This is a genomic window from Amycolatopsis sp. NPDC049688 (genome assembly GCF_040674975.1).
In the GTDB taxonomy this organism is placed as follows: Bacteria; Actinomycetota; Actinomycetes; order Mycobacteriales; family Pseudonocardiaceae; genus Amycolatopsis.
Window position 1 is genome coordinate 49447 of record NZ_JBFANY010000017.1, and the last position, 17141, is coordinate 66587.

Below are 17141 nucleotides of genomic sequence, written 5' to 3' on the forward strand. Positions count from 1 at the left end.
ACCCGGGAGCGAGCTGGTGCAGAATTTGCGCAACCCTCACGGCACGAGGATTTCCGATTTCCGCTGCACGACGTACGCGCCGGCCAGCAGGATCGCCGAGCCGAGCAGCTGCGGCCACGCGAGCTCCTCGCCGATCAGCACCCACGCCGCGACCGTCGTGATCACCGGTTCGATCAGCCCGAGCACGCTCGCCACCGACGCCGGCAGGTGCCGCAGCGCCGAAATCCCGCAGACGTACGCCAGCACCGTCGCGACCAGCACGAGCAGGGTCAGCAGCAGCCACACCGGCGGGTGCCCGGCGCCGAACTCCACCGGCGCGCCGAGCAGCCCGGCCGGCCACGTCCACGGCGGCGCGACGAAGCTGATCGCCACCGCGCCGATCACCATGCCCCAGGTGACCAGCCCCAGCGGGTCGACGCCGGCCACCGCGCGCTCGCCGAGCAGGAAGTACCCCGCCGAGCACAGGGCCGCGCCGAAGCCGGCCAGCAGGCCGAGCCCGTCCAGCGTGACGCCTTCCCAGACCTGGGCGACCAGCGCAAGCCCGGCCATGGCCAGCGCGATGCCGCCCCAGACCGGCCGCGGCAACCGCTGCCGCCGCACGAACCGCACCCACAGCGCGATCAGCACCGGCGAGACGAACTCCAGCAGGATCGCGATGCCGACCGGGATCCGGCCCGCGGCGACGAAGTAGAGCAGCTGCACCCCGGCCACGCCGAGCAGGCCGTAGCCGGCCAGGACGGGCAGCTCCGCCCGCCGCACCCGCAGTTTCCGCGGCGCCACCAGCGCGACCCCGGCGAGCAGCACGAACCCGGCCAGCGCGATCCGGGCCGCGGCCACCTGCTCCGGCGTGATCCCGGCCGTCATCACCGACTTGCCCAGCGTGCCCGAGGTGCTGAAGAACAGGGCGGCGAGCAGGACGTAGGCGGTGCCGCGGCCGCGGTGGGCGACGCGCGGTGGCGCGAGGACGGGGAGCTCGGTGGTCACCGTCGCGACTCTAGAGGCCGCGCCGTCACCGCCGAAACGTTTTCCCCGGTTATCCGGGCCGCTTGAGCCCGGTGGCGACGTGCGTGGTGATGGTGGCCAGCCGGCGGCCCTGCAGGCGCAGGGCGTCGAGGGCGACGTCGTCCGGCGCGGCCGACCGGCGGGAGACGAACGAGCCGCCGTAGGGGTTGCCGGACTGCATCAGGTGCGGGTCGGTGTAGCCGAGCGGGACGACGATCGCGCCCCAGTGGTAGAAGACGTTGTTGATCGCCAGCAGCGTCGACTCGAGGCCGCCGTGCGCGGTCGACGCCGTCGTGAACGACGTCGCCACCTTGTCCGCCAGCTTTCCCTGGGCCCACAGGCCACCCGTGCTGTCCAAATAGGACTTGAGCTGGGCGGCCGGGCCGCCGAACCGGGTCGGGCTGCCGACCGCGAGCCCGTCGGCCCACTCGAGGTCGCCGAGCGTGGCGAGCTCGTGGTGCGGGCCGGCGTCGACCCAGGCCTGCCACCGCGGGTTCTGCGCGATCGCTTCGGCGGGCACGGTTTCCGGCACGGTCCGCACGCGCACGTCCGCCCCGGTCTCGCGCGCGCCCGCGGCGAGGGACTCGGCGAGGGCGGCGGTGTTCCCGGTCGAGCTGTAGTAGACGACGAGTATCCGTGTGCTCACGTCGCCGACTCTAGGGGCGCCGCCTCGCGTGTCTCACAGTGCGGACGGCGGCTTCCAGGGACTGACCGTGTCGGTGGGCCGCGTCGGGTCGTGGAACTTCGGGCGGTCGAGCTCGTCGCGGCGCAGCGGGATCAGGCCGTCGGTGATCGCCTGCATGATCTTCGCGTGCGCGCGCACTCCGGCGCCCGGCCGCTCCGGCTCGACGTCCGACAGGTCGACGGGGTCGCCGAAGTGCACCCGGAACCGCGGCCGGCGCAGCGGCGCGCTGAGCCCGGAGCGGGCGAGCGGGACCAGGTCGGCCGGGCCGTTGACGGTCTCGGTGCCCCAGTAGACGGCCTCGTGCGCGCCCCACTGGCTGATCGGGATCACCGGCACGCCCGAAGCCAGCGCGAGCCGCGCGGCGCCGGTCTTGCCGCGTTCCGGCCACAGGCCCGGGTCGTGGCTGATCCGGCCCTCGGGGTAGACGATGATCGGTTCGCGTGTGGTCTTCATCGCCTCGACGGCCTCGGCGAACTGCCCGACGGCGGTCCCGGCGTGCTTGCGGTCGACCCGCAGGTGCCCGCTGACCCGCAGCGCCGGCCCGATGACGGGCGCGTCGAGGATACCGCCGGCCAGCATGAACCGCGGGTTGATGCCGATCCGCTTGCACGCGGCCATCAGCACGAACGCGTCGAAGACGCCGATGTGGTTCGCGGCCATCAGCAGCGGCCGGCCCCGCAGCTGGGCGGGCACCCGGCCGGTGACGGTCAGCCGCCCGACGAGGTTCACCAGCCCCCGGTCGATGTTCAGCATGGTCCGCCAGATGGCGGGAGCACGGCGGGGCGGTTCGTCGGTGCGCAGCGCGAGCATGGGGCAGAGCATGGCAGACGCCGATTTCACCCGTTTGCGCACTGGCCGGATCGGTTCACCCGGATGGCCGCTCAACCTTCGGTGTGAGGCAGAAGTTCACCCTGGGCCGAGAGTGGCGCGTGGGATGAACCGCCACGGCCGGTTACCGTAAACGGCATGGCTGGGTCGGCGACGAGGAAGCGAAGCACGGGAAGCGGCGCGAAGGGGGCAGCGGCGCGTAAGCCGCGTACACCCGCGAAGCCACGTACGTCGTCCGCTCGCAAGCCGCCGCCACGGTCCCGCCGCAAGACACCCGGGATCTTCGGCAAGAGCGTCCGTGGGACCTGGAACCTGCTGGCCAAGGGCTTGGGCACACTGGCCCGCACGGTCGGGCGCACCCGCGAACTCGAACCGGAACACCGCCGCGACGGGCTCGCGCTGGGCCTGATCGGCCTGGGCATCATCGCGGCCGTCGGCGTCTGGTGGCGGGCGGCCGGGCCGATCGGCACCGGGGTGGAGATCGCCACCCGGACCGTCCTCGGCGCCGGGGCGGTCACGCTGCCGCTGGTGCTGGTCGTCGTCGCCGTCGCGCTGATGCGGTCCGAGCCGCACCCGGAGACGCGGCCGCGGATGGTCGTCGGCACGATCATGGTCGTCCTGTCCGTGCTCGGGATGCTGCACATCTTCACCGCGCTGCCGGAGACCAACGACGGCCGGATGTACGCCGGCGGCATCGTCGGCGCCTTCTCCGGCGGCCTGCTCACCATGGGCGTCACCACCTGGGTCGCGGTGCCGCTGCTGATCCTCGCGCTGTTCTTCGGCGTGCTCGTGTTCACCGGCACGCCGGTCCGCGAGATCCCGCACCGGCTGCGCAACTGGGGCCTCGACGAGGAGGAGCTCGCCGAGGCCGAAGCGCAGCGCTCGGGCTTCGCGACCGACGAAGAGAAGGTCACCGACGCCGACCCGAAGACCGCGCGGCTGCGCAAGCCGTCCCGGCGCCGCCAGGCCAGCGAAGCCGAGCCCGAGCAGCTGGACATCGACGCGATGCTGGCCGAGGCGCCGACGCCGATCAAGCCGCCCAAGCCCAAGCCCGTCGCCGAGGTGCCGGAGAAGAAGCCGAAGAAGGCCCCGGAACCGCCGCTCGCGGTCACCCGCACGGTCGAGGGCGACTACCAGCTCCCGCCGCCCGACCTGCTGAAGCTCGGCGACGCGCCGAAGTCACGCAGCAAGGCCAACGACGCCATGATCGAGGCGATCACCGGCGTGCTGGAGCAGTTCAACGTCGACGCGCAGGTCACCGGCTTCACCCGCGGCCCGACGGTCACCCGCTACGAGGTCGAGCTCGGCCCGGGTGTGAAGGTCGAGAAGATCACCGCGCTGACCAAGAACATCGCCTACGCGGTGGCCACCGACAACGTCCGGCTGCTGGCGCCGATCCCCGGCAAGTCCGCGGTCGGCATCGAGGTGCCGAACTCCGACCGCGAGATGGTCCGCCTGGGTGACGTCCTGCGCGCGCCGTCCACGGTCAAGGACAACCACCCGATGGTGATCGGCCTCGGCAAGGACATCGAAGGCCACTTCGTCACCGCGAACCTGACGAAGATGCCGCACCTGCTGGTCGCCGGGTCCACCGGTTCCGGTAAGTCGAGCTTCGTCAACTCGATGCTGGTGTCGCTGCTCGCGCGCTCGACGCCGGACGAGTGCCGGATGATCCTGATCGACCCGAAGATGGTCGAGCTGACGCCGTACGAGGGCATCCCGCACCTGATCACGCCCATCATCACCCAGCCGAAGAAGGCCGCCGCCGCGCTGGCCTGGCTGGTGGAGGAGATGGAGCAGCGTTACCAGGACATGCAGGTCAACAAGGTCCGGCACATCGACGACTACAACAAGAAGGTCCGCTCGGGCGAGATCACCGCGCCGCCGGGCTCGGAACGCGAGTACCGGCCGTACCCGTACATCATGGCGATCGTCGACGAGCTCGCCGACCTGATGATGACCGCTCCGCGCGACGTCGAGGACGCGATCGTCCGGATCACCCAGAAGGCCCGTGCCGCCGGTATCCATTTGGTCCTGGCGACGCAGCGGCCGTCGGTGGACGTCGTGACCGGCCTGATCAAGACCAACGTGCCGTCGCGGCTGGCGTTCGCGACGTCGTCGCTGACCGACTCGCGGGTCATCCTGGACCAGCCGGGCGCGGAGAAGCTCATCGGTATGGGTGACGCGCTCTACCTGCCGATGGGGGCGGGCAAACCGGTCCGCATCCAGGGGGCGTTCGTCGGCGACGAGGAGATCGCCGCGGTCGTCAACTACGCGAAGGAGCAGGCGCAGCCGGAGTACCAGGACGGCGTCACCGCGCAGAAGGCCGGCGAGAAGAAGGAGATCGACCCGGACATCGGCGACGACCTCGACGTCCTGCTGCAGGCGGCGGAGCTGATCGTGACGTCCCAGTTCGGCTCGACGTCGATGCTGCAGCGCAAGCTGCGGGTCGGCTTCGCGAAGGCCGGGCGGCTGATGGACCTGCTGGAGAGCCGCGGCGTGGTGGGCCCGTCGGAGGGTTCGAAGGCCCGTGACGTGCTGATCAAGCCGGAGGAACTCGAGTCGGTCCTGTTCATGATCCGCGGCGGCGGCCCGGTGGACGCCGACGCGGGCGACGACGAGGAGTGAGCGGTGCAACCCGTGCTCGCCCGGTTCCGTCCTGAGCACGTGGACCTACCGCGATTCGCCGCCGCACTGTTCGCCTTCGCCGTGCTCACCGTGGGCGCCGGGAGCTCGGTCGCCGCCGCTCCGGGTCCGCCCGCGGCGCCGGCGCCGCCGGGCACCGTGAGCGCGCCCGCCGGGCAGGACGTCACCCTCCGCCTCGGCCAGGAGGCCGCGGTGCAGGGGAAGGACCTCACCGTGCGCTACACCCGGGTCGTCGCCGACTCGCGGTGCCGGCCCGGGATGACCTGCATCTGGCAGGGCGAGGCCACGCTGGCGTTCCTGCTGAAGGAGCCCGGCCGCGGCGAGAGCACCACGGCCGAGCTCCACAGCGGTCCCCGGACCGGCCCGCAGGCGACGTCGTTCGCGGCCAGCCGGATCGAGCTGGTGTCGGTGAGCGAGGACGCGGGGGAGGCGACCGTCCGGATCAGCTGAGCGTCAGCCGCCGAACTTGCGGACCGCCTGGTAGTACGTCCAGGCCGCGCCCTTGCAGGCGATGTTCGACCCGCAGACGCTCTTCAGGTCCGTGTACAGGTTGTCGTCGATCCGCAGGCGGTTCGCCTCGGTGAACCGGCCCTGCTTCTTGTAGTTGCGGTAGCCGAAGTCGTGGCGGTGGCAGCCCGGCAGGAACTGCCACCCGAACGGGGTGTCCGGCGACCACGAACAGCCGTCGGACGACCAGTCGAGCTGGCCGGAATAGGGCGCCTGGTTCCGGATCGTCTCGAAGTTCGAGAGCGAGGTCGAGAAGAGGTACTGGTCGGTGACCGTCGGGATGTCGACGGCCGCGGCGGTGCCGGTGCCCAGCAGGGCGCCCGCGCCGACAGAAACGGCCACCGTCACGGTGGCCCCCAGGTTCCGCAGTGTCGTGCGCATTCGGTGTTTCCTCGCCGATCGGTGGACAAGTGGCGTGATCAGCTTCGGGCAGGGCAGTGGCGCACGTCACCGCCCGAAAGGAGGTTTTCACTCAGAGTTCGAGCAGCATGCGGGAATTGCCCAGGGTGTTCGGCTTGACGTAAGGCAGGTCCAGGAACTCCGCGACACCCGTGTCGTGCGAGCGCCGCATCTCCTCGTAGACCTCGTGCGACACCGGGGTGCCGTCGATCTCGACGAACCCGTGGCCGGCGAAGAAGCTGGTCTCGAAGGTCAGCACGAACAGCCGCCTGAGACCGAGCTCACGTGCCTCGTCGACCAGCCGGGCGACCAGCACGCGGCCGACCCCCTGGCCGCGGACGGCCTTGTCGACCACCACCGTGCGCAGCTCGGCGATGTCCTCCCAGAGCACGTGCAGCGCGGCCGCGCCGACCACCTCGTCATCCACGTCGGCGACCCAGAACTCCTGGACCGCCTCGTACAGCGTGACCAGGTCCTTCTCCAGCAGGACGCGGCCGGCGTCCGAGTCGACCAGGGCCTTGATCTTGCGGACGTCGGCGATCCGGGCGCGGCGGACGGTCGGGCGGGGCGAGTCGGCGGGCACGATCGTCCACCCTGCCACATCGCCCGGCGCGCGCGGCGGCACAGCCGCCTTTCGGGGGTCCGGGTGGCGAAGCCCCCGGCCCGGGGCGAAGCCCCGGTTGTGACAGCCGCTTTTGGGGGGTCCGGGTGGCGAAGCCCCCGGCTCGGGGCGAAGCCCCGGTTGTGACAGCCGCTTTTGGGGGGTCCGGGTGGCGAAGCCCCCGGCCCGGGGCGTAGCCCCGGTTGTCACCGGCTACGCCGTCGTCGGGCCGCCCGGGACCGGCGGCTACTCTGAGCATTGTGCCTTCCCCTGCCACGGACCCAGCCGCCACCCGACGCGTCTCCCTGCTGACCCTGGGCTGCGCCCGCAACGAGGTCGACTCGGAGGAGCTGGCGGGCCGGCTCGCGGCCGGCGGCTGGGAGCTGGCGGCCGACCCCGAAGAGTCCGACGTCGTGGTGGTCAACACCTGCGGCTTCGTCGAGTCGGCCAAAAAGGACTCCGTCGACACGCTGCTCGCCGCGTCCGACACGGGCAAGAAGGTCGTCGCCGTCGGCTGCATGGCCGAGCGCTACGGGCACGAGCTCGCCGACAGCCTCCCGGAGGCCGACGCGGTGCTGGGCTTCGACCACTACGCCGAGCTGTCCGACCGGCTCGACGACGTCGTCGCCGGCCGCAAGATCGCCTCGCACACGCCGGGCGACCGCCGCAAGCTGCTGCCGATCAGCCCGGTCGAGCGGCCCGCCGCCGCGGAGACGGTCGAGGTCCCCGGCCACGCGCAGAAGGGCTGGGGCCCGCGGGTGCTGCGCACGCGGCTCGACGACTCGCCCGTCGCCGCCCTGAAGATCGCCTCCGGCTGCGACCGGCGCTGCTCGTTCTGCGCGATCCCGTCGTTCCGCGGCTCGTTCGTCTCGCGGCAGCCCGACGAGATCGTCGCCGAGGCGATGTGGCTGGCCGAACACGGCGTCAAGGAGCTGTTCCTGGTCAGCGAGAACTCGACGTCCTACGGCAAGGACTTCGGCCGCGACGGCGCCACCGCATTGGAGCGGCTGCTGCCGCGCCTGGCGGAGATCGACGGCATCGAGCGCGTCCGCGTCTCCTACCTGCAGCCGGCCGAGACGCGCCCGCAGCTGGTCAAGGCCATCGCGACCACGCCGGGTGTCGCCGAATACTTCGACCTGTCCTTCCAGCACTCGAGCGAGCAGGTGCTGCGCCGGATGCGCCGGTTCGGTTCCACGGACTCGTTCCTGGCGCTGTGCGAGCAGATCCGCGAGTACGCGCCCGAGGCGGGCATCCGGACCAACGTGATCGTCGGCTTCCCCGGTGAGACCGAGCACGACCTGGCCGAGCTCGAGCGGTTCCTGACCGGGGCGCGGCTCGACGCCGTGGGCGTCTTCGGCTACTCGGACGAGGACGGCACCGAGGCCGAGACCTTCGACGGCAAGCTCGACGCCGAGGAGGTGACCAAGCGCGTCACGCGGATCTCGGCGCTGGTCGAGGAGCTGACCGCGCAGCGCGCCGAGGACCGGATCGGCACGTTCGTCGATGTCCTGGTGGAGCTGGACGACGACGGCGAGCTCACCGGCCGCGCCGCGCACCAGGCGCCGGAGGTCGACGGCGAGTGCGTCATTCTCGACGCGCCGGAGAAGACGCAGGTCGGCGACTTCCTCCGCTGCGAGGTCGTGGACTCGGCGGGCGTGGACCTGATCGTCCGCGCGGTACCGGACGCCGACCGGTGAGTGCGCTCCCCAGCGACGCCGCGGACGAGGGCCTGGCACGCGACACCGCCGCCCAGGTCCCGGAGCCGACCCCGGTCCCGACGCTCAACGTCGCGAACCTCCTGACGCTCTCGCGGCTGGTCCTGGTGCCGCTGTTCGTGGTCGCGCTGTTCGTCGGCGACGGCCACGACACGACCTGGCGCGCGCTCGCGACCGGGCTGTTCGCGATCGCCTCGGCCACCGACCAGCTCGACGGCTGGGTGGCCCGCAAGTACGGCCTGATCACCGACTTCGGCAAGATCGCCGACCCGATCGCGGACAAGGCGCTGACGGGCGCGGCCCTGGTCGGGCTGAGCGTGCTGGGCGAGCTCGGCTGGTGGGTGACGATCGTGATCGCGGTCCGCGAGATCGGCGTGACGCTGCTGCGCTTCTGGGTGATCCGCCACGGCGTGATCCCGGCGAGCCGCGGTGGCAAGGCGAAGACGATGGCCCAGATCGCGGCGATCGTGGCGTACCTGCTGCCACTGCCGGCTGGGGCGGACCCGGTGCGCTGGGCGCTGATGGGGCTGGCCCTGGTCCTGACGGTGGTGACCGGGGTGGACTACCTGGTCCGCGCGGTGCGGCTGCGTGCGGCCGGGCGCCGGGTGACCGGGAGCTGAGGGTGGCCGACGAGCAGGCCGCTGCCCTCATCGGCGCGCTGACCGCCCGGGGCGAGACGGTGGCCGCGGCCGAGTCGCTCACCGCCGGGCTTGTCTGCGCCACCCTCGCGCAGGTGCCGGGGGCGAGCGCGGTCCTGCGCGGGGGACTGGTGGTCTACGCGACCGAGCTGAAGACCGCGCTGGCCGGTGTCTCCGCGGAGCTGCTGGCCGAGCACGGTGCCGTCCACCCCGAGGTCGCCGCGCAGCTGGCCGAGGGAGCCCGTGACCGCTGCGGTGCGACCTGGGGCCTCGGCCTCACCGGGGTGGCCGGACCCGCCGCCCAGGACGGCGTCGACCCGGGCACGGTGCACATCGGGCTCGCCGGGCCGGGAACACGCACCCTGCGTCTTTCGGAGGCTCGGGTGGCGGAGCCCCCGGCCCGAGGTGAAGCGTCGTTTGTCACCGTCCGTACGCTGGCCTTGACCGGCGATCGCGACTTGATCAGGACCCAATCGGTCCTGGCGGCGTTTGCCCTGCTCGGGGAACATCTGGGGTGAAACACGCGTTCGCCCTTGGCGTACGTGCACACCAACTCCTGCGCCCGGGGCGCCGCTCTGGGTAACGTAGGGGGTACTTGTTCGGAAGGGAGGCGCGTGATGACCGTGCTGTTGCGTGAGGCGATCGGTGATCGGCTCCGTCATGCCCGCACCAACCAGCGTCGTACGCTGCGCGACATCTCCCGCGCCGCCAGGGTCAGCCTCGGCTACCTCTCGGAGGTGGAGCGGGGCCAGAAGGAGGCGTCGAGCGAACTGCTCGCGTCCATCTGCCAGGCCCTGGACCTTCCGCTCGGCGAACTGCTGCACAACGTGGCGGCGGACGTATCGGCCCTCGACAACGTCGAGGTCGCACCGGTCGACGAGCGGATCGTGGAAGGAACGCCCCGGGAGAAGCGGGGCGCCGAGGCCTCGGCGGCCGGCATCGAGGGCGGCCGCCTGATGTCCGAGCTGATCGGGAACGACCTCGCCGACCTGCGGGTTTCCCCGGCGCCGCGGATGAACACCACCCTGCGCACGACGATCGGCCAGCCCAAGCTGGCCTCCACGATCGCGGCGTAGGTCCAGCGCAGAAGGCCGACGGCCCCGGGCAACCCGCCCGGGGCCGTCCGCGTTGTCTACGGGTAGTGATCGGGGGGAACCCTGAATTCGGCCGGGTCGCCTGGAACGGACGTGGCCGACCTGACACGATGGAACCCGACGCCGGGGTTGGTGCGTTGACGATGCAGCAGGGGAGCGACGCCCCACACCCCGAGTACCTAGGCCCGTGGGACGCAAGAAGGCAGGCGGAGGAGATGGCCAACCCGTTCGTGAAGTTCTGGAAGTACATGATGGCGGCGTTCTCGTCGAAGATCGACGAGCACGCCGACCCGAAGGTACAGATCCAGCAGGCCATCGAGGAGGCGCAGCGCAACCACCAGGCGCTGACGCAGCAGGCCGCCTCCGTGATCGGCAACCAGCGGCAGCTGGAGATGAAGCTCAACCGGCAGCTCGGCGAGGTCGAGAAGCTCCAGGCCTCCACCCGGCAGGCGCTGGTCCTCGCGGACGAGGCGCGTGCCAAGGGTGACGAGCAGAAGGCCACCGAGTTCGAGAACGCCGCGGAGAGCTTCGCGACGCAGCTCGTCACGGCCGAGCAGAGCATCGAGGACCTGAAGACGCTGCACGACCAGTCGCTGCAGGCCGCGGCCCAGGCCAAGAAGGCCGTGGAGCGCAACTCGCAGATGCTGCAGCAGAAGCTGGCCGAGCGCACGAAGCTGCTCTCGCAGCTGGAGCAGGCGAAGATGCAGGAGCAGGTCTCCGCGTCGCTGAACCAGATGAGCCAGCTGGCCGCGCCGGGCAACACGCCTTCGCTGGAAGAGGTCCGCGACAAGATCGAGAAGCGCTACACCACGGCGCTGGGCTCGGCGGAGCTGGCGCAGAACTCGGTCCAGGGGCGGATGATGGAGGTCCAGGCTTCCACGACGCAGCTGGCCGGCCAGTCGCGGCTGCAGCAGATCCGCGCGTCGATGCACGGTGACTCGGTCGCCCAGGTGACCGACGGCGGCAAGGCGGCCCAGAAGCCGGCGAACAGCTCCGCCGACATCCAGCGCGAGATCCAGGCGCGCGTGCAGGCCGAGCAGGGCAAGAACCCGGCCTGACCGGGCCGACCGTTCCGAGGGGGCGCACCATGGGGCAGCAGGGCAGACGACGTGACTTCGGCGAGCTGAGCGCCAAGCTGGAGAAGCACATCGAGAAGCTGCCCGACTACGCCGTGCGCGCCCAGGAAAAGCTCCAGAAGGTGCAGAAGTACTTCCCGCCGGCCGAGCAGGCCGGCGGGAAGCCCGCCCGGCCCAACCCGCTGCAGCGCCCGCCGGTGCGGCGGCCGGACATGACGGCCTCGCTGTCGTCGATGGCGAGCCAGGTCCCGGCGTTCGCCGAGGCCCGCGCGAAGTGGGACCGCTGGAACCACCCGGCCGCCAAGCTGGAACGCCGCAAGCGCCGGACGTCGAAGGCGATGACGCTGTGGATCATCCTGACGATCCTGTGCATGGTCGTCACGGTGGCCGCCGCGGTGGGCTGGCTCAGCCCGGCCGGCGTCGCGATGATGCCGCAGGCCATCACGGCGTTCGCGGGAGCGGTCATCTTCGGCACGTTCAGCGTCCGCTCCGGGCTCAAGCTGCGCGACCTCAAGCGCACCCCGATCCCGGCGGCGCCCGCCGGCCCGCCACCGCTGCCGCCCGCCCGGTCGGCGGCCCGCGAGCCGATGGAACGGCTCGCCGAGTGCGAGGCGTCGCTGACCGAGCTGCTGCGCCAGCTGTCGGTGCCGTCTTCGGTGGGGACGACCCCGGTCTCGGAGGTGGCGGTCGCGGACGCCCGCCAGACGGCGGCCGACGCAGCAGCCGCCCTGCGCGGCCTGGCAGGCCGCATCCAGGCGATCGAACGCGGCCGCGACTCCGCCCCCGCCCGCGAGCAGGCGGCCTTGGACGCGGCGGTGGGCAAGCTCCGCGAACAGCTCGACGACGGCCTCGAGGGCTACCGCGGCCTGGTCGCCGCGGCGGGCCACACGGTCGCCGCCTCCAGCGACGGCCTGGTCACGTCCAAGCAGGCCCTCACCGACGCCACCGACCGCCTGGCCGGCCTCGCCATGGCCCTCCGCGAACTCTCCTGACCCACCCCCGCGTGACCGAAGGGTCGACTCGCGTGATGGGAGAGTCGACACGCGTGATTGAAGGGTCGACACGGTGGAGCGGGGCTGGGTGGGACGTGTCGACCTCCCAATCACGCGTGTCGACCTCCGGATCACGCGTGTCGACCGCTGAATCACGCGTGTCGGCCCTCTGATCACGCGAATTCGGGCTTCGTTGGGCCATCAGGATCTCAAACTCGGCCGTTCGAGTGCCGCCGGATGGTGGAGGCGAGGGTTCGTCACGGCGCGTGCGTGATCGTGCGTTTCACCCCGGCGTCGCGCCCTGTTCACCTCTTGGTGCCGAAACCGGCGCGTAATCGGAAACTGATGGCTACGGAAACGTCGGCCACCTAACGTTTCTGTCATGCATGCCGAGGTGTCACTCGCCGGGAGGCCCGCCGTGGACTGAGGTTCGCCGGCGCCGACCGTACACAGTGGACTTTCTCGACCGCCGAGGAAAGGACGCCCCGTGAACACGCTCCCGCCGGACCCGGACCCCGTGCCCACCACCCCGCCCACCGCCTCCCAGCGCGTCATCGCGGCCTTCGAACGGCTCACCGAAGCCGGCCGCCCCGACCTCTGGACCACCCTCCGCGCCGTCGAAGACGTCCTCGTCGACGCCAAGGCCGTCGACGAACGCGTCACGGCGGGGGAGGACCTGCCGCTGGCCGGCACGGTCATCGCCGTCCAGGACCGGATCGACGTCGCGAAGCAGCCGTCGGTCCACGGCGTCGCGGAAACCAGCGCCCCCGTCGTCGCGCGGCTCACCTCGGCCGGCGCCGTCGTGCTCGGCAAGACCGGGTCCGGCCCGCTCGCCTCGGCCTGGGACCGCACCAAGGTCGGCGGCGACGGCGCCGCGGTCGCCGTCGCGCTCGGCGTCGTCGACCTGGCCCTCAGCACCGGTGGCGCGGTCCCGGCGGCGTTGAACGCCGTCGCCGCGGTGAAGCCGACGCGCGGCCTGCTGCCCGCCGCCGACACCGTCTCCGTGTACGCGAAAGGCCTGGTCGCGGCCCGCCGCGCCCTCACCTTGATGACCGGCGGCGACCGCTCCTGGCCCGCCGACGTCCGGCTCGGCGCCGGCGAGCACCCGCGGATCGCCTACCCCGCCGACCTTCCCCTCGGTGAGGCGGCGACCCTCGCGCTCAGGACCGTCGTCGCCCGGCTGACCGCCGCGGGCGCGATCCTCACCCCGATCTCCGTGCCGGAGCACGGTTTCGACGGTTTCGACGCGCTCATCGTGCCGACCGTGCCGGAACACCCGGGGATCGCCGAAGCCCTGGCCGACCCGGCCGGCGTGGGCCACCGCCTGGCCGCCTGCACCGCCTTCGCGAACCTCCTCGACGTGGCCGCGGTGACCGTCCCGGTGCTGCCGGGCGACCGCCGCCCGTTCGGCGTCACCTTCCTGACGCGCGCGTTCGAGGACCAGATCGCCCTCGACCTGGCGACCGTCTGCACGGACGAGCCGATGACGCCCTACCCGGAGCCGGGCGAGGACGTCGTCGTGTTCGGCGCGCACCTGCGCGGGCAGCCGCTCAACGCCGAACTGACCGGGCTCGGCGCCCGCTTCACCGGACCGGTCCGGACCATCGAGGCGTACCGGATGGTCCTGCTCCCCACCGAACCGCCGCAGCCGGGGGTGCTCCCGGGCGGCTGCGGCCTGGACGGCGAGCGCTGGCGCCTGTCGCCGGCCGCGTTCGAGCAGTTCGCCGCCACCCTGAAGGAGCCCTTCGTGCTCGACCGCGTCGAGCTGGACGACGGCACCGCACCGCTGGCCGTCCGGTGCCTGGCGGCGGACGGTCCCGGCCTGGAGCGCTACGAATCCTGGCGCGGTTACGTGCGCTTCGCGTCTACCGCCGGGCTGCGAGGCCCCGGCTGACCCGGCGCACCAAGCCCGGCCCGTGCAGCGCGAAGCCCGTGTAGAGCTGCACGAGCGACGCGCCGGCGTCGACGAGCCGGACCGCGTCGTCCGGGCCCATGATCCCGCCGACGCCGATGATGGGCAGGTTCCCGCCGGTGTGGTCGTGCACGAACCGCACGACCTCGGCCGCGCGGGTGGTCAGCGGCCGGCCGGACAGTCCTCCCGCCTGTCCGGCCAGGCTGCTCTCCGCGGCCGCGATGCCGTCGCGGGCCAGCGTCGTGTTCGTGGCGATGATGCCGGCGACGCCGTGTTCGAGCGCGACCTCCAGCAGCTCGGCGAGCGCCTCGTCGGTGAGGTCGGGCGCCACCTTCACCAGCACCGGCGTCGGCGAACCGCCCGCGGCGAGCTCGAGCGACGTCGAACCCAGCTCGCCGAGCAGCTCGGCGAGCGCCGTGCGGTCCTGCAGCTGCCGCAGCCCCGGGGTGTTGGGCGAGCTGACGTTGATCGCGAAGTAGTCGGCGTACGGGTGCAGCGCCCGCAGGGAGAACCGGTAGTCTTCGACGGCGTCCTCGAGGGGTGTCACCTTCGACTTGCCGATGCTGATCCCGAGCGGCACACCGGGTTTCCCGTCGCGGGCGAGCTTGGCCGCGAGCGCTTCCGCGCCGTCGTTGTTGAAGCCCATGCGGTTGATCACCGCGTCACTGGCGGGGAGGCTGAACAGCCGAGGTTTCGGGTTGCCCGGCTGCGCCAGCCGCGTCACCGTGCCGACCTCGACGAACCCGAAGCCGAGCGCGGCCCACGCGGGCAGCGCGCGGCCGTTCTTGTCCATCCCGGCGGCCAGGCCGACGCGGTTGGGGAAGCGCAGGCCCAGCACCGTCACCGGGTCGTCGACGCGCAGCGCCCCGCCGAGCGCGGGCGCGGCCTTGCCGAGCCGGGCCAGGACGCCGATCGTGCGCTCGTGCACCAGCTCGGGGTCGTGGTAGGAGAGCCGGTACAGCGCCGGGCGGACGATCTTGTCGAAGAACACGCCCCCATGCTGCCAAATCGCCCGGGGCCCGCGACCGGAGCGTCACTCCCGCGTGAACGGGACCACTCAGTCGCGGTCCTTCCACTCGTCTTCGAGCATCGCGTAGATGAGCTCGTCGGTCCACTCGCCCTTGACGATCTCGTTCTCCTTCAGGTGCGCTTCCTTGCGCATGCCCAGGCGTTCCATCAGCGCGGCGGACGCGGTGTTCCGGCCGTCGCAGCGGCCGATGATGCGGTGCAGCCCCAGGTCCTCGAAGCCCAGCCGCAGCAGTTCGGTGGTCGCTTCGGCGGCCAGGCCCTTGCCGTGGTGGTCGGGGTGGAAGACGAACCCGATCTCGCCCTGGCGGTGTTCGCTGCTGAGCCACTCCAGGTTCAGGTCGCCGATCAGCTGACCCGTCACGGCCAGCTCGACCGCTATGGCCAGGAACTGCCCTTCCTTCGTCAACGTCGAGCTGTGCACCCGTTTGGCGAGCGCCGCGGCGGATTCGGCGCGGCTGCGCGGCCCCCAGTACAGGTAGCGGGCGACGTCGGCGCGGGACTGGAAGGAGTTCAACGCGTCGAGGTCGTCGGGCGTGAACGGGCGCAGGAGCAGGCGTTCCGTGGTGATCGGGTAGTCGGGCCTGAGCATGCGTCCAGGCTAGCGAGCTTCAGCCGTCCGGGGGATGCACCGGCGGAACGCTGATCGCCGGACGGTCGTCCTGCGCCGCCGGGTGGCATGACCTGCACGGATGAGCACAATAAGGAACCCCCGGGGTGCCTCTCAAGCGCCGTCAAACGCCTGAGCCCGAGCCGGACTGGTGCTCGGGAACCCCGGGGGCACGGTGACTGCCTGGTATTCGCTATCAGGCACCACGTGAAGCAGGCGATGAGCCGAAGGTGGCTCGGTTGTATCGCTGCTCAAAGTCCTCCACGTGCCATCCGCTAGCGGACAGTCACCTCACGAGTCCTGTTGGAATACAACTTAGGACCACCTCCTTTCTCGTGTACTGCCACGCTAGGTGAAGTTCGTGGTGCCGTGCAACGTCATTTTCGAGACAACACTGCTGTGATCTCGGTCCGCAGGACGGCTTTCCGCTGCTCGTCGAGGAAGGACGCGTCCACGGCGTTCGCCGCGAGCCGGCCCAGTTCGGCCGTGGTGAGCCCGAGCGTCTCGGCGACAGCCACGTACTCGCCGGTGAGCGTGGCGCCGAACATCGGCGGGTCGTCGGTGTTGAGCGTCACGACGACGCCGTGGTCGAGCATCCGCCGGACGGGGTGCGCGGCCAGGGACGGGACCTGCCCGGTCCGCACGTTCGACGTCGGGCACACCTCGAGCGGGATCCGGTGCGCCGCAAGGTGTTCGAGCAGGGCCGGGTCGGCCGCGCAGCTGGTGCCGTGGCCGATCCGCTCGGCGCCGAGGTCGTGCAGCGCCGACCAGATCGTGGCCGGACCGGTCGTCTCCCCGGCATGCGGGACGCTGTGCAGCCCGGCTTCGCGCGCCCGCGTGAAGTACGGCTCGAACTGCGCGCGCCCGACGCCGAGCTCCGGGCCGCCGAGCCCGAACGACACCAGGCCCGGGGGCCGTTCGCGCAGCGCGAACACGAGCGTCTCCTGTCCGGCCCGGCGGCCCTTCTCGCCGGGGATGTCGAAGCACCAGGCCAGTTCCACGCCCAGTTCGGCGGCGCGGGCCCGGCCGGTTTCGAGCCCGGACAGGAGTTCGTCGCCGGGCATGCCGTCGAGCAGGTGGTTGTACGGCGTCACGGTGACTTCGGCGTAGCGGCAGTTGTGCGCGGCGAGATCCGCCGCCAGGCCTGTGACGAGGGTGTGGATGTCGTGGCGGTCGCGGACCAGCGAGGTGACTGCGAGGTACACGGTGAGGAAGTGGGCGAAGTCGCGGAAGGTGAAGAACTCTGTGAGCTCGCGCTCGTCGGTGGGGACGCCGGCGGCGGGGCGGCGCCGGGCCAGCTCCAGGACGGTCGGCAGGCTCGCCGAGCCGACCAGGTGGACGTGCAGTTCGACCTTGGGCAGGGCGTGCGCGAACGCGCGCAGCGCCTGCCCGGTGAGGATTCCGGGCATG

17 protein-coding genes are annotated in these 17141 nt (G+C 71.7%); 9 read left to right on the plus strand and 8 right to left on the minus strand.

What is annotated here, in order from left to right:
- Nucleotides 1-36: 36 nt before the first annotated feature.
- Genes AB0J55_RS37110 through AB0J55_RS37120 form a run of 3 tightly spaced genes read right to left on the minus strand, consistent with a single transcriptional unit; the run spans nucleotide 37 to nucleotide 2497 of the window.
- Nucleotides 37-984: an EamA family transporter gene (locus AB0J55_RS37110; RefSeq protein WP_364259709.1), complete on the minus strand. Its 948-nt coding sequence runs from the start codon at nucleotides 982-984 to the stop codon at nucleotides 37-39.
- A 49-nt stretch (nucleotides 985-1033) separates the two neighbouring features.
- Nucleotides 1034-1648, minus strand: coding sequence for an NAD(P)H:quinone oxidoreductase (gene wrbA, locus AB0J55_RS37115; protein WP_364259712.1), 615 nt, complete (start codon nucleotides 1646-1648; stop codon nucleotides 1034-1036).
- Between the two features lie 33 nt (nucleotides 1649-1681).
- A complete protein-coding gene (locus AB0J55_RS37120; protein WP_364259715.1) occupies nucleotides 1682-2497 on the minus strand; it encodes a lysophospholipid acyltransferase family protein in 816 nt (271 codons plus the stop codon).
- 156 nt (nucleotides 2498-2653) lie between these two features.
- Between AB0J55_RS37120 and AB0J55_RS37125 the strand changes: the two genes are divergently transcribed.
- Together AB0J55_RS37125 and AB0J55_RS37130 are read left to right on the plus strand one after the other, a co-directional pair.
- Nucleotides 2654-5143, plus strand: coding sequence for a DNA translocase FtsK (locus AB0J55_RS37125; protein ID WP_364259718.1), 2490 nt, complete (start codon nucleotides 2654-2656; stop codon nucleotides 5141-5143).
- Nucleotides 5144-5182: 39 nt separating this feature from the next.
- Nucleotides 5183-5611, plus strand: coding sequence for a hypothetical protein (locus AB0J55_RS37130; protein ID WP_364259721.1), 429 nt, complete (start codon nucleotides 5183-5185; stop codon nucleotides 5609-5611).
- Nucleotides 5612-5614: 3 nt separating this feature from the next.
- Here the strand turns inward: AB0J55_RS37130 and AB0J55_RS37135 are convergent, their stop codons facing one another.
- Nucleotides 5615-6049 carry a phospholipase gene (locus AB0J55_RS37135; RefSeq protein ID WP_364259724.1) on the minus strand — a complete coding sequence of 145 codons (435 nt, stop codon included), beginning with the start codon at nucleotides 6047-6049 and terminating at the stop codon, nucleotides 5615-5617.
- A gap of 91 nt (nucleotides 6050-6140) precedes the next feature.
- Nucleotides 6141-6650, minus strand: a complete 510-nt coding sequence (locus AB0J55_RS37140; RefSeq protein ID WP_364259727.1) for an amino-acid N-acetyltransferase — start codon at nucleotides 6648-6650, stop codon at nucleotides 6141-6143.
- A 278-nt stretch (nucleotides 6651-6928) separates the two neighbouring features.
- Between AB0J55_RS37140 and rimO the strand changes: the two genes are divergently transcribed.
- The 7 genes from rimO to AB0J55_RS37175 all read left to right on the plus strand — a co-directional run bounded on the left by rimO (nucleotide 6929) and on the right by AB0J55_RS37175 (nucleotide 14077).
- Nucleotides 6929-8365 (plus strand): 30S ribosomal protein S12 methylthiotransferase RimO, encoded by a 1437-nt coding sequence (rimO, locus tag AB0J55_RS37145; RefSeq protein WP_364259730.1) that lies wholly within the window; start codon nucleotides 6929-6931, stop codon nucleotides 8363-8365.
- Nucleotides 8362-9003: a CDP-diacylglycerol--glycerol-3-phosphate 3-phosphatidyltransferase gene (gene pgsA, locus AB0J55_RS37150; RefSeq protein ID WP_364259733.1), complete on the plus strand. Its 642-nt coding sequence runs from the start codon at nucleotides 8362-8364 to the stop codon at nucleotides 9001-9003. Before rimO ends, pgsA begins: the two co-directional genes overlap by 4 nt.
- 2 nt (nucleotides 9004-9005) lie before the next feature.
- Nucleotides 9006-9539: a CinA family protein gene (locus AB0J55_RS37155; protein WP_364259736.1), complete on the plus strand. Its 534-nt coding sequence runs from the start codon at nucleotides 9006-9008 to the stop codon at nucleotides 9537-9539.
- A gap of 99 nt (nucleotides 9540-9638) precedes the next feature.
- A complete protein-coding gene (locus AB0J55_RS37160) occupies nucleotides 9639-10097 on the plus strand; it encodes a helix-turn-helix transcriptional regulator (protein ID WP_003066272.1) in 459 nt (152 codons plus the stop codon).
- 233 nt (nucleotides 10098-10330) lie between these two features.
- Nucleotides 10331-11173 carry a PspA/IM30 family protein gene (locus tag AB0J55_RS37165; RefSeq protein WP_364259740.1) on the plus strand — a complete coding sequence of 281 codons (843 nt, stop codon included), beginning with the start codon at nucleotides 10331-10333 and terminating at the stop codon, nucleotides 11171-11173.
- Between the two features lie 29 nt (nucleotides 11174-11202).
- Entirely contained in the window at nucleotides 11203-12183 is a 981-nt protein-coding gene (locus tag AB0J55_RS37170; RefSeq protein WP_364259743.1) for a hypothetical protein, read from the plus strand.
- A gap of 487 nt (nucleotides 12184-12670) precedes the next feature.
- Nucleotides 12671-14077 carry an amidase family protein gene (locus AB0J55_RS37175; protein WP_364259746.1) on the plus strand — a complete coding sequence of 469 codons (1407 nt, stop codon included), beginning with the start codon at nucleotides 12671-12673 and terminating at the stop codon, nucleotides 14075-14077.
- Here AB0J55_RS37175 and AB0J55_RS37180 read toward each other — a convergent pair.
- The 3 genes from AB0J55_RS37180 to add form a co-directional block, all read right to left on the minus strand.
- Entirely contained in the window at nucleotides 14049-15086 is a 1038-nt protein-coding gene (locus tag AB0J55_RS37180) for a quinone-dependent dihydroorotate dehydrogenase (RefSeq protein ID WP_364259749.1), read from the minus strand. The two genes, AB0J55_RS37175 and AB0J55_RS37180, sit on opposite strands and share 29 nt — an antisense overlap.
- A 66-nt stretch (nucleotides 15087-15152) precedes the next feature.
- A complete protein-coding gene (locus tag AB0J55_RS37185; protein WP_364259752.1) occupies nucleotides 15153-15713 on the minus strand; it encodes a GNAT family protein in 561 nt (186 codons plus the stop codon).
- A 395-nt stretch (nucleotides 15714-16108) separates the two neighbouring features.
- On the minus strand, nucleotides 16109-17140 hold the full coding sequence (add, locus tag AB0J55_RS37190) for an adenosine deaminase (protein ID WP_364259755.1): 1032 nt from the start codon (nucleotides 17138-17140) through the stop codon (nucleotides 16109-16111).
- Nucleotide 17141: the final 1 nt, after the last annotated feature.

Excerpts from the sequence above, each read along its gene's own strand:
- AB0J55_RS37170 (WP_364259743.1), top strand. The coding sequence starts at position 11,203 with ATGGGGCAGCAGGGCAGACGACGTGACTTCGGCGAGCTGAGCGCCAAG.
- AB0J55_RS37120 (WP_364259715.1), bottom strand. The coding sequence starts at position 2,497 with ATGCTCGCGCTGCGCACCGACGAACCGCCCCGCCGTGCTCCCGCCATC.
- AB0J55_RS37125 (WP_364259718.1), top strand. The coding sequence starts at position 2,654 with ATGGCTGGGTCGGCGACGAGGAAGCGAAGCACGGGAAGCGGCGCGAAG.
- AB0J55_RS37185 (WP_364259752.1), bottom strand. The coding sequence starts at position 15,713 with ATGCTCAGGCCCGACTACCCGATCACCACGGAACGCCTGCTCCTGCGC.
- AB0J55_RS37165 (WP_364259740.1), top strand. The coding sequence starts at position 10,331 with ATGGCCAACCCGTTCGTGAAGTTCTGGAAGTACATGATGGCGGCGTTC.
- AB0J55_RS37135 (WP_364259724.1), bottom strand. The coding sequence starts at position 6,049 with ATGCGCACGACACTGCGGAACCTGGGGGCCACCGTGACGGTGGCCGTT.
- add (WP_364259755.1), bottom strand. The coding sequence starts at position 17,140 with ATGCCCGGAATCCTCACCGGGCAGGCGCTGCGCGCGTTCGCGCACGCC.
- AB0J55_RS37160 (WP_003066272.1), top strand. The coding sequence starts at position 9,639 with ATGACCGTGCTGTTGCGTGAGGCGATCGGTGATCGGCTCCGTCATGCC.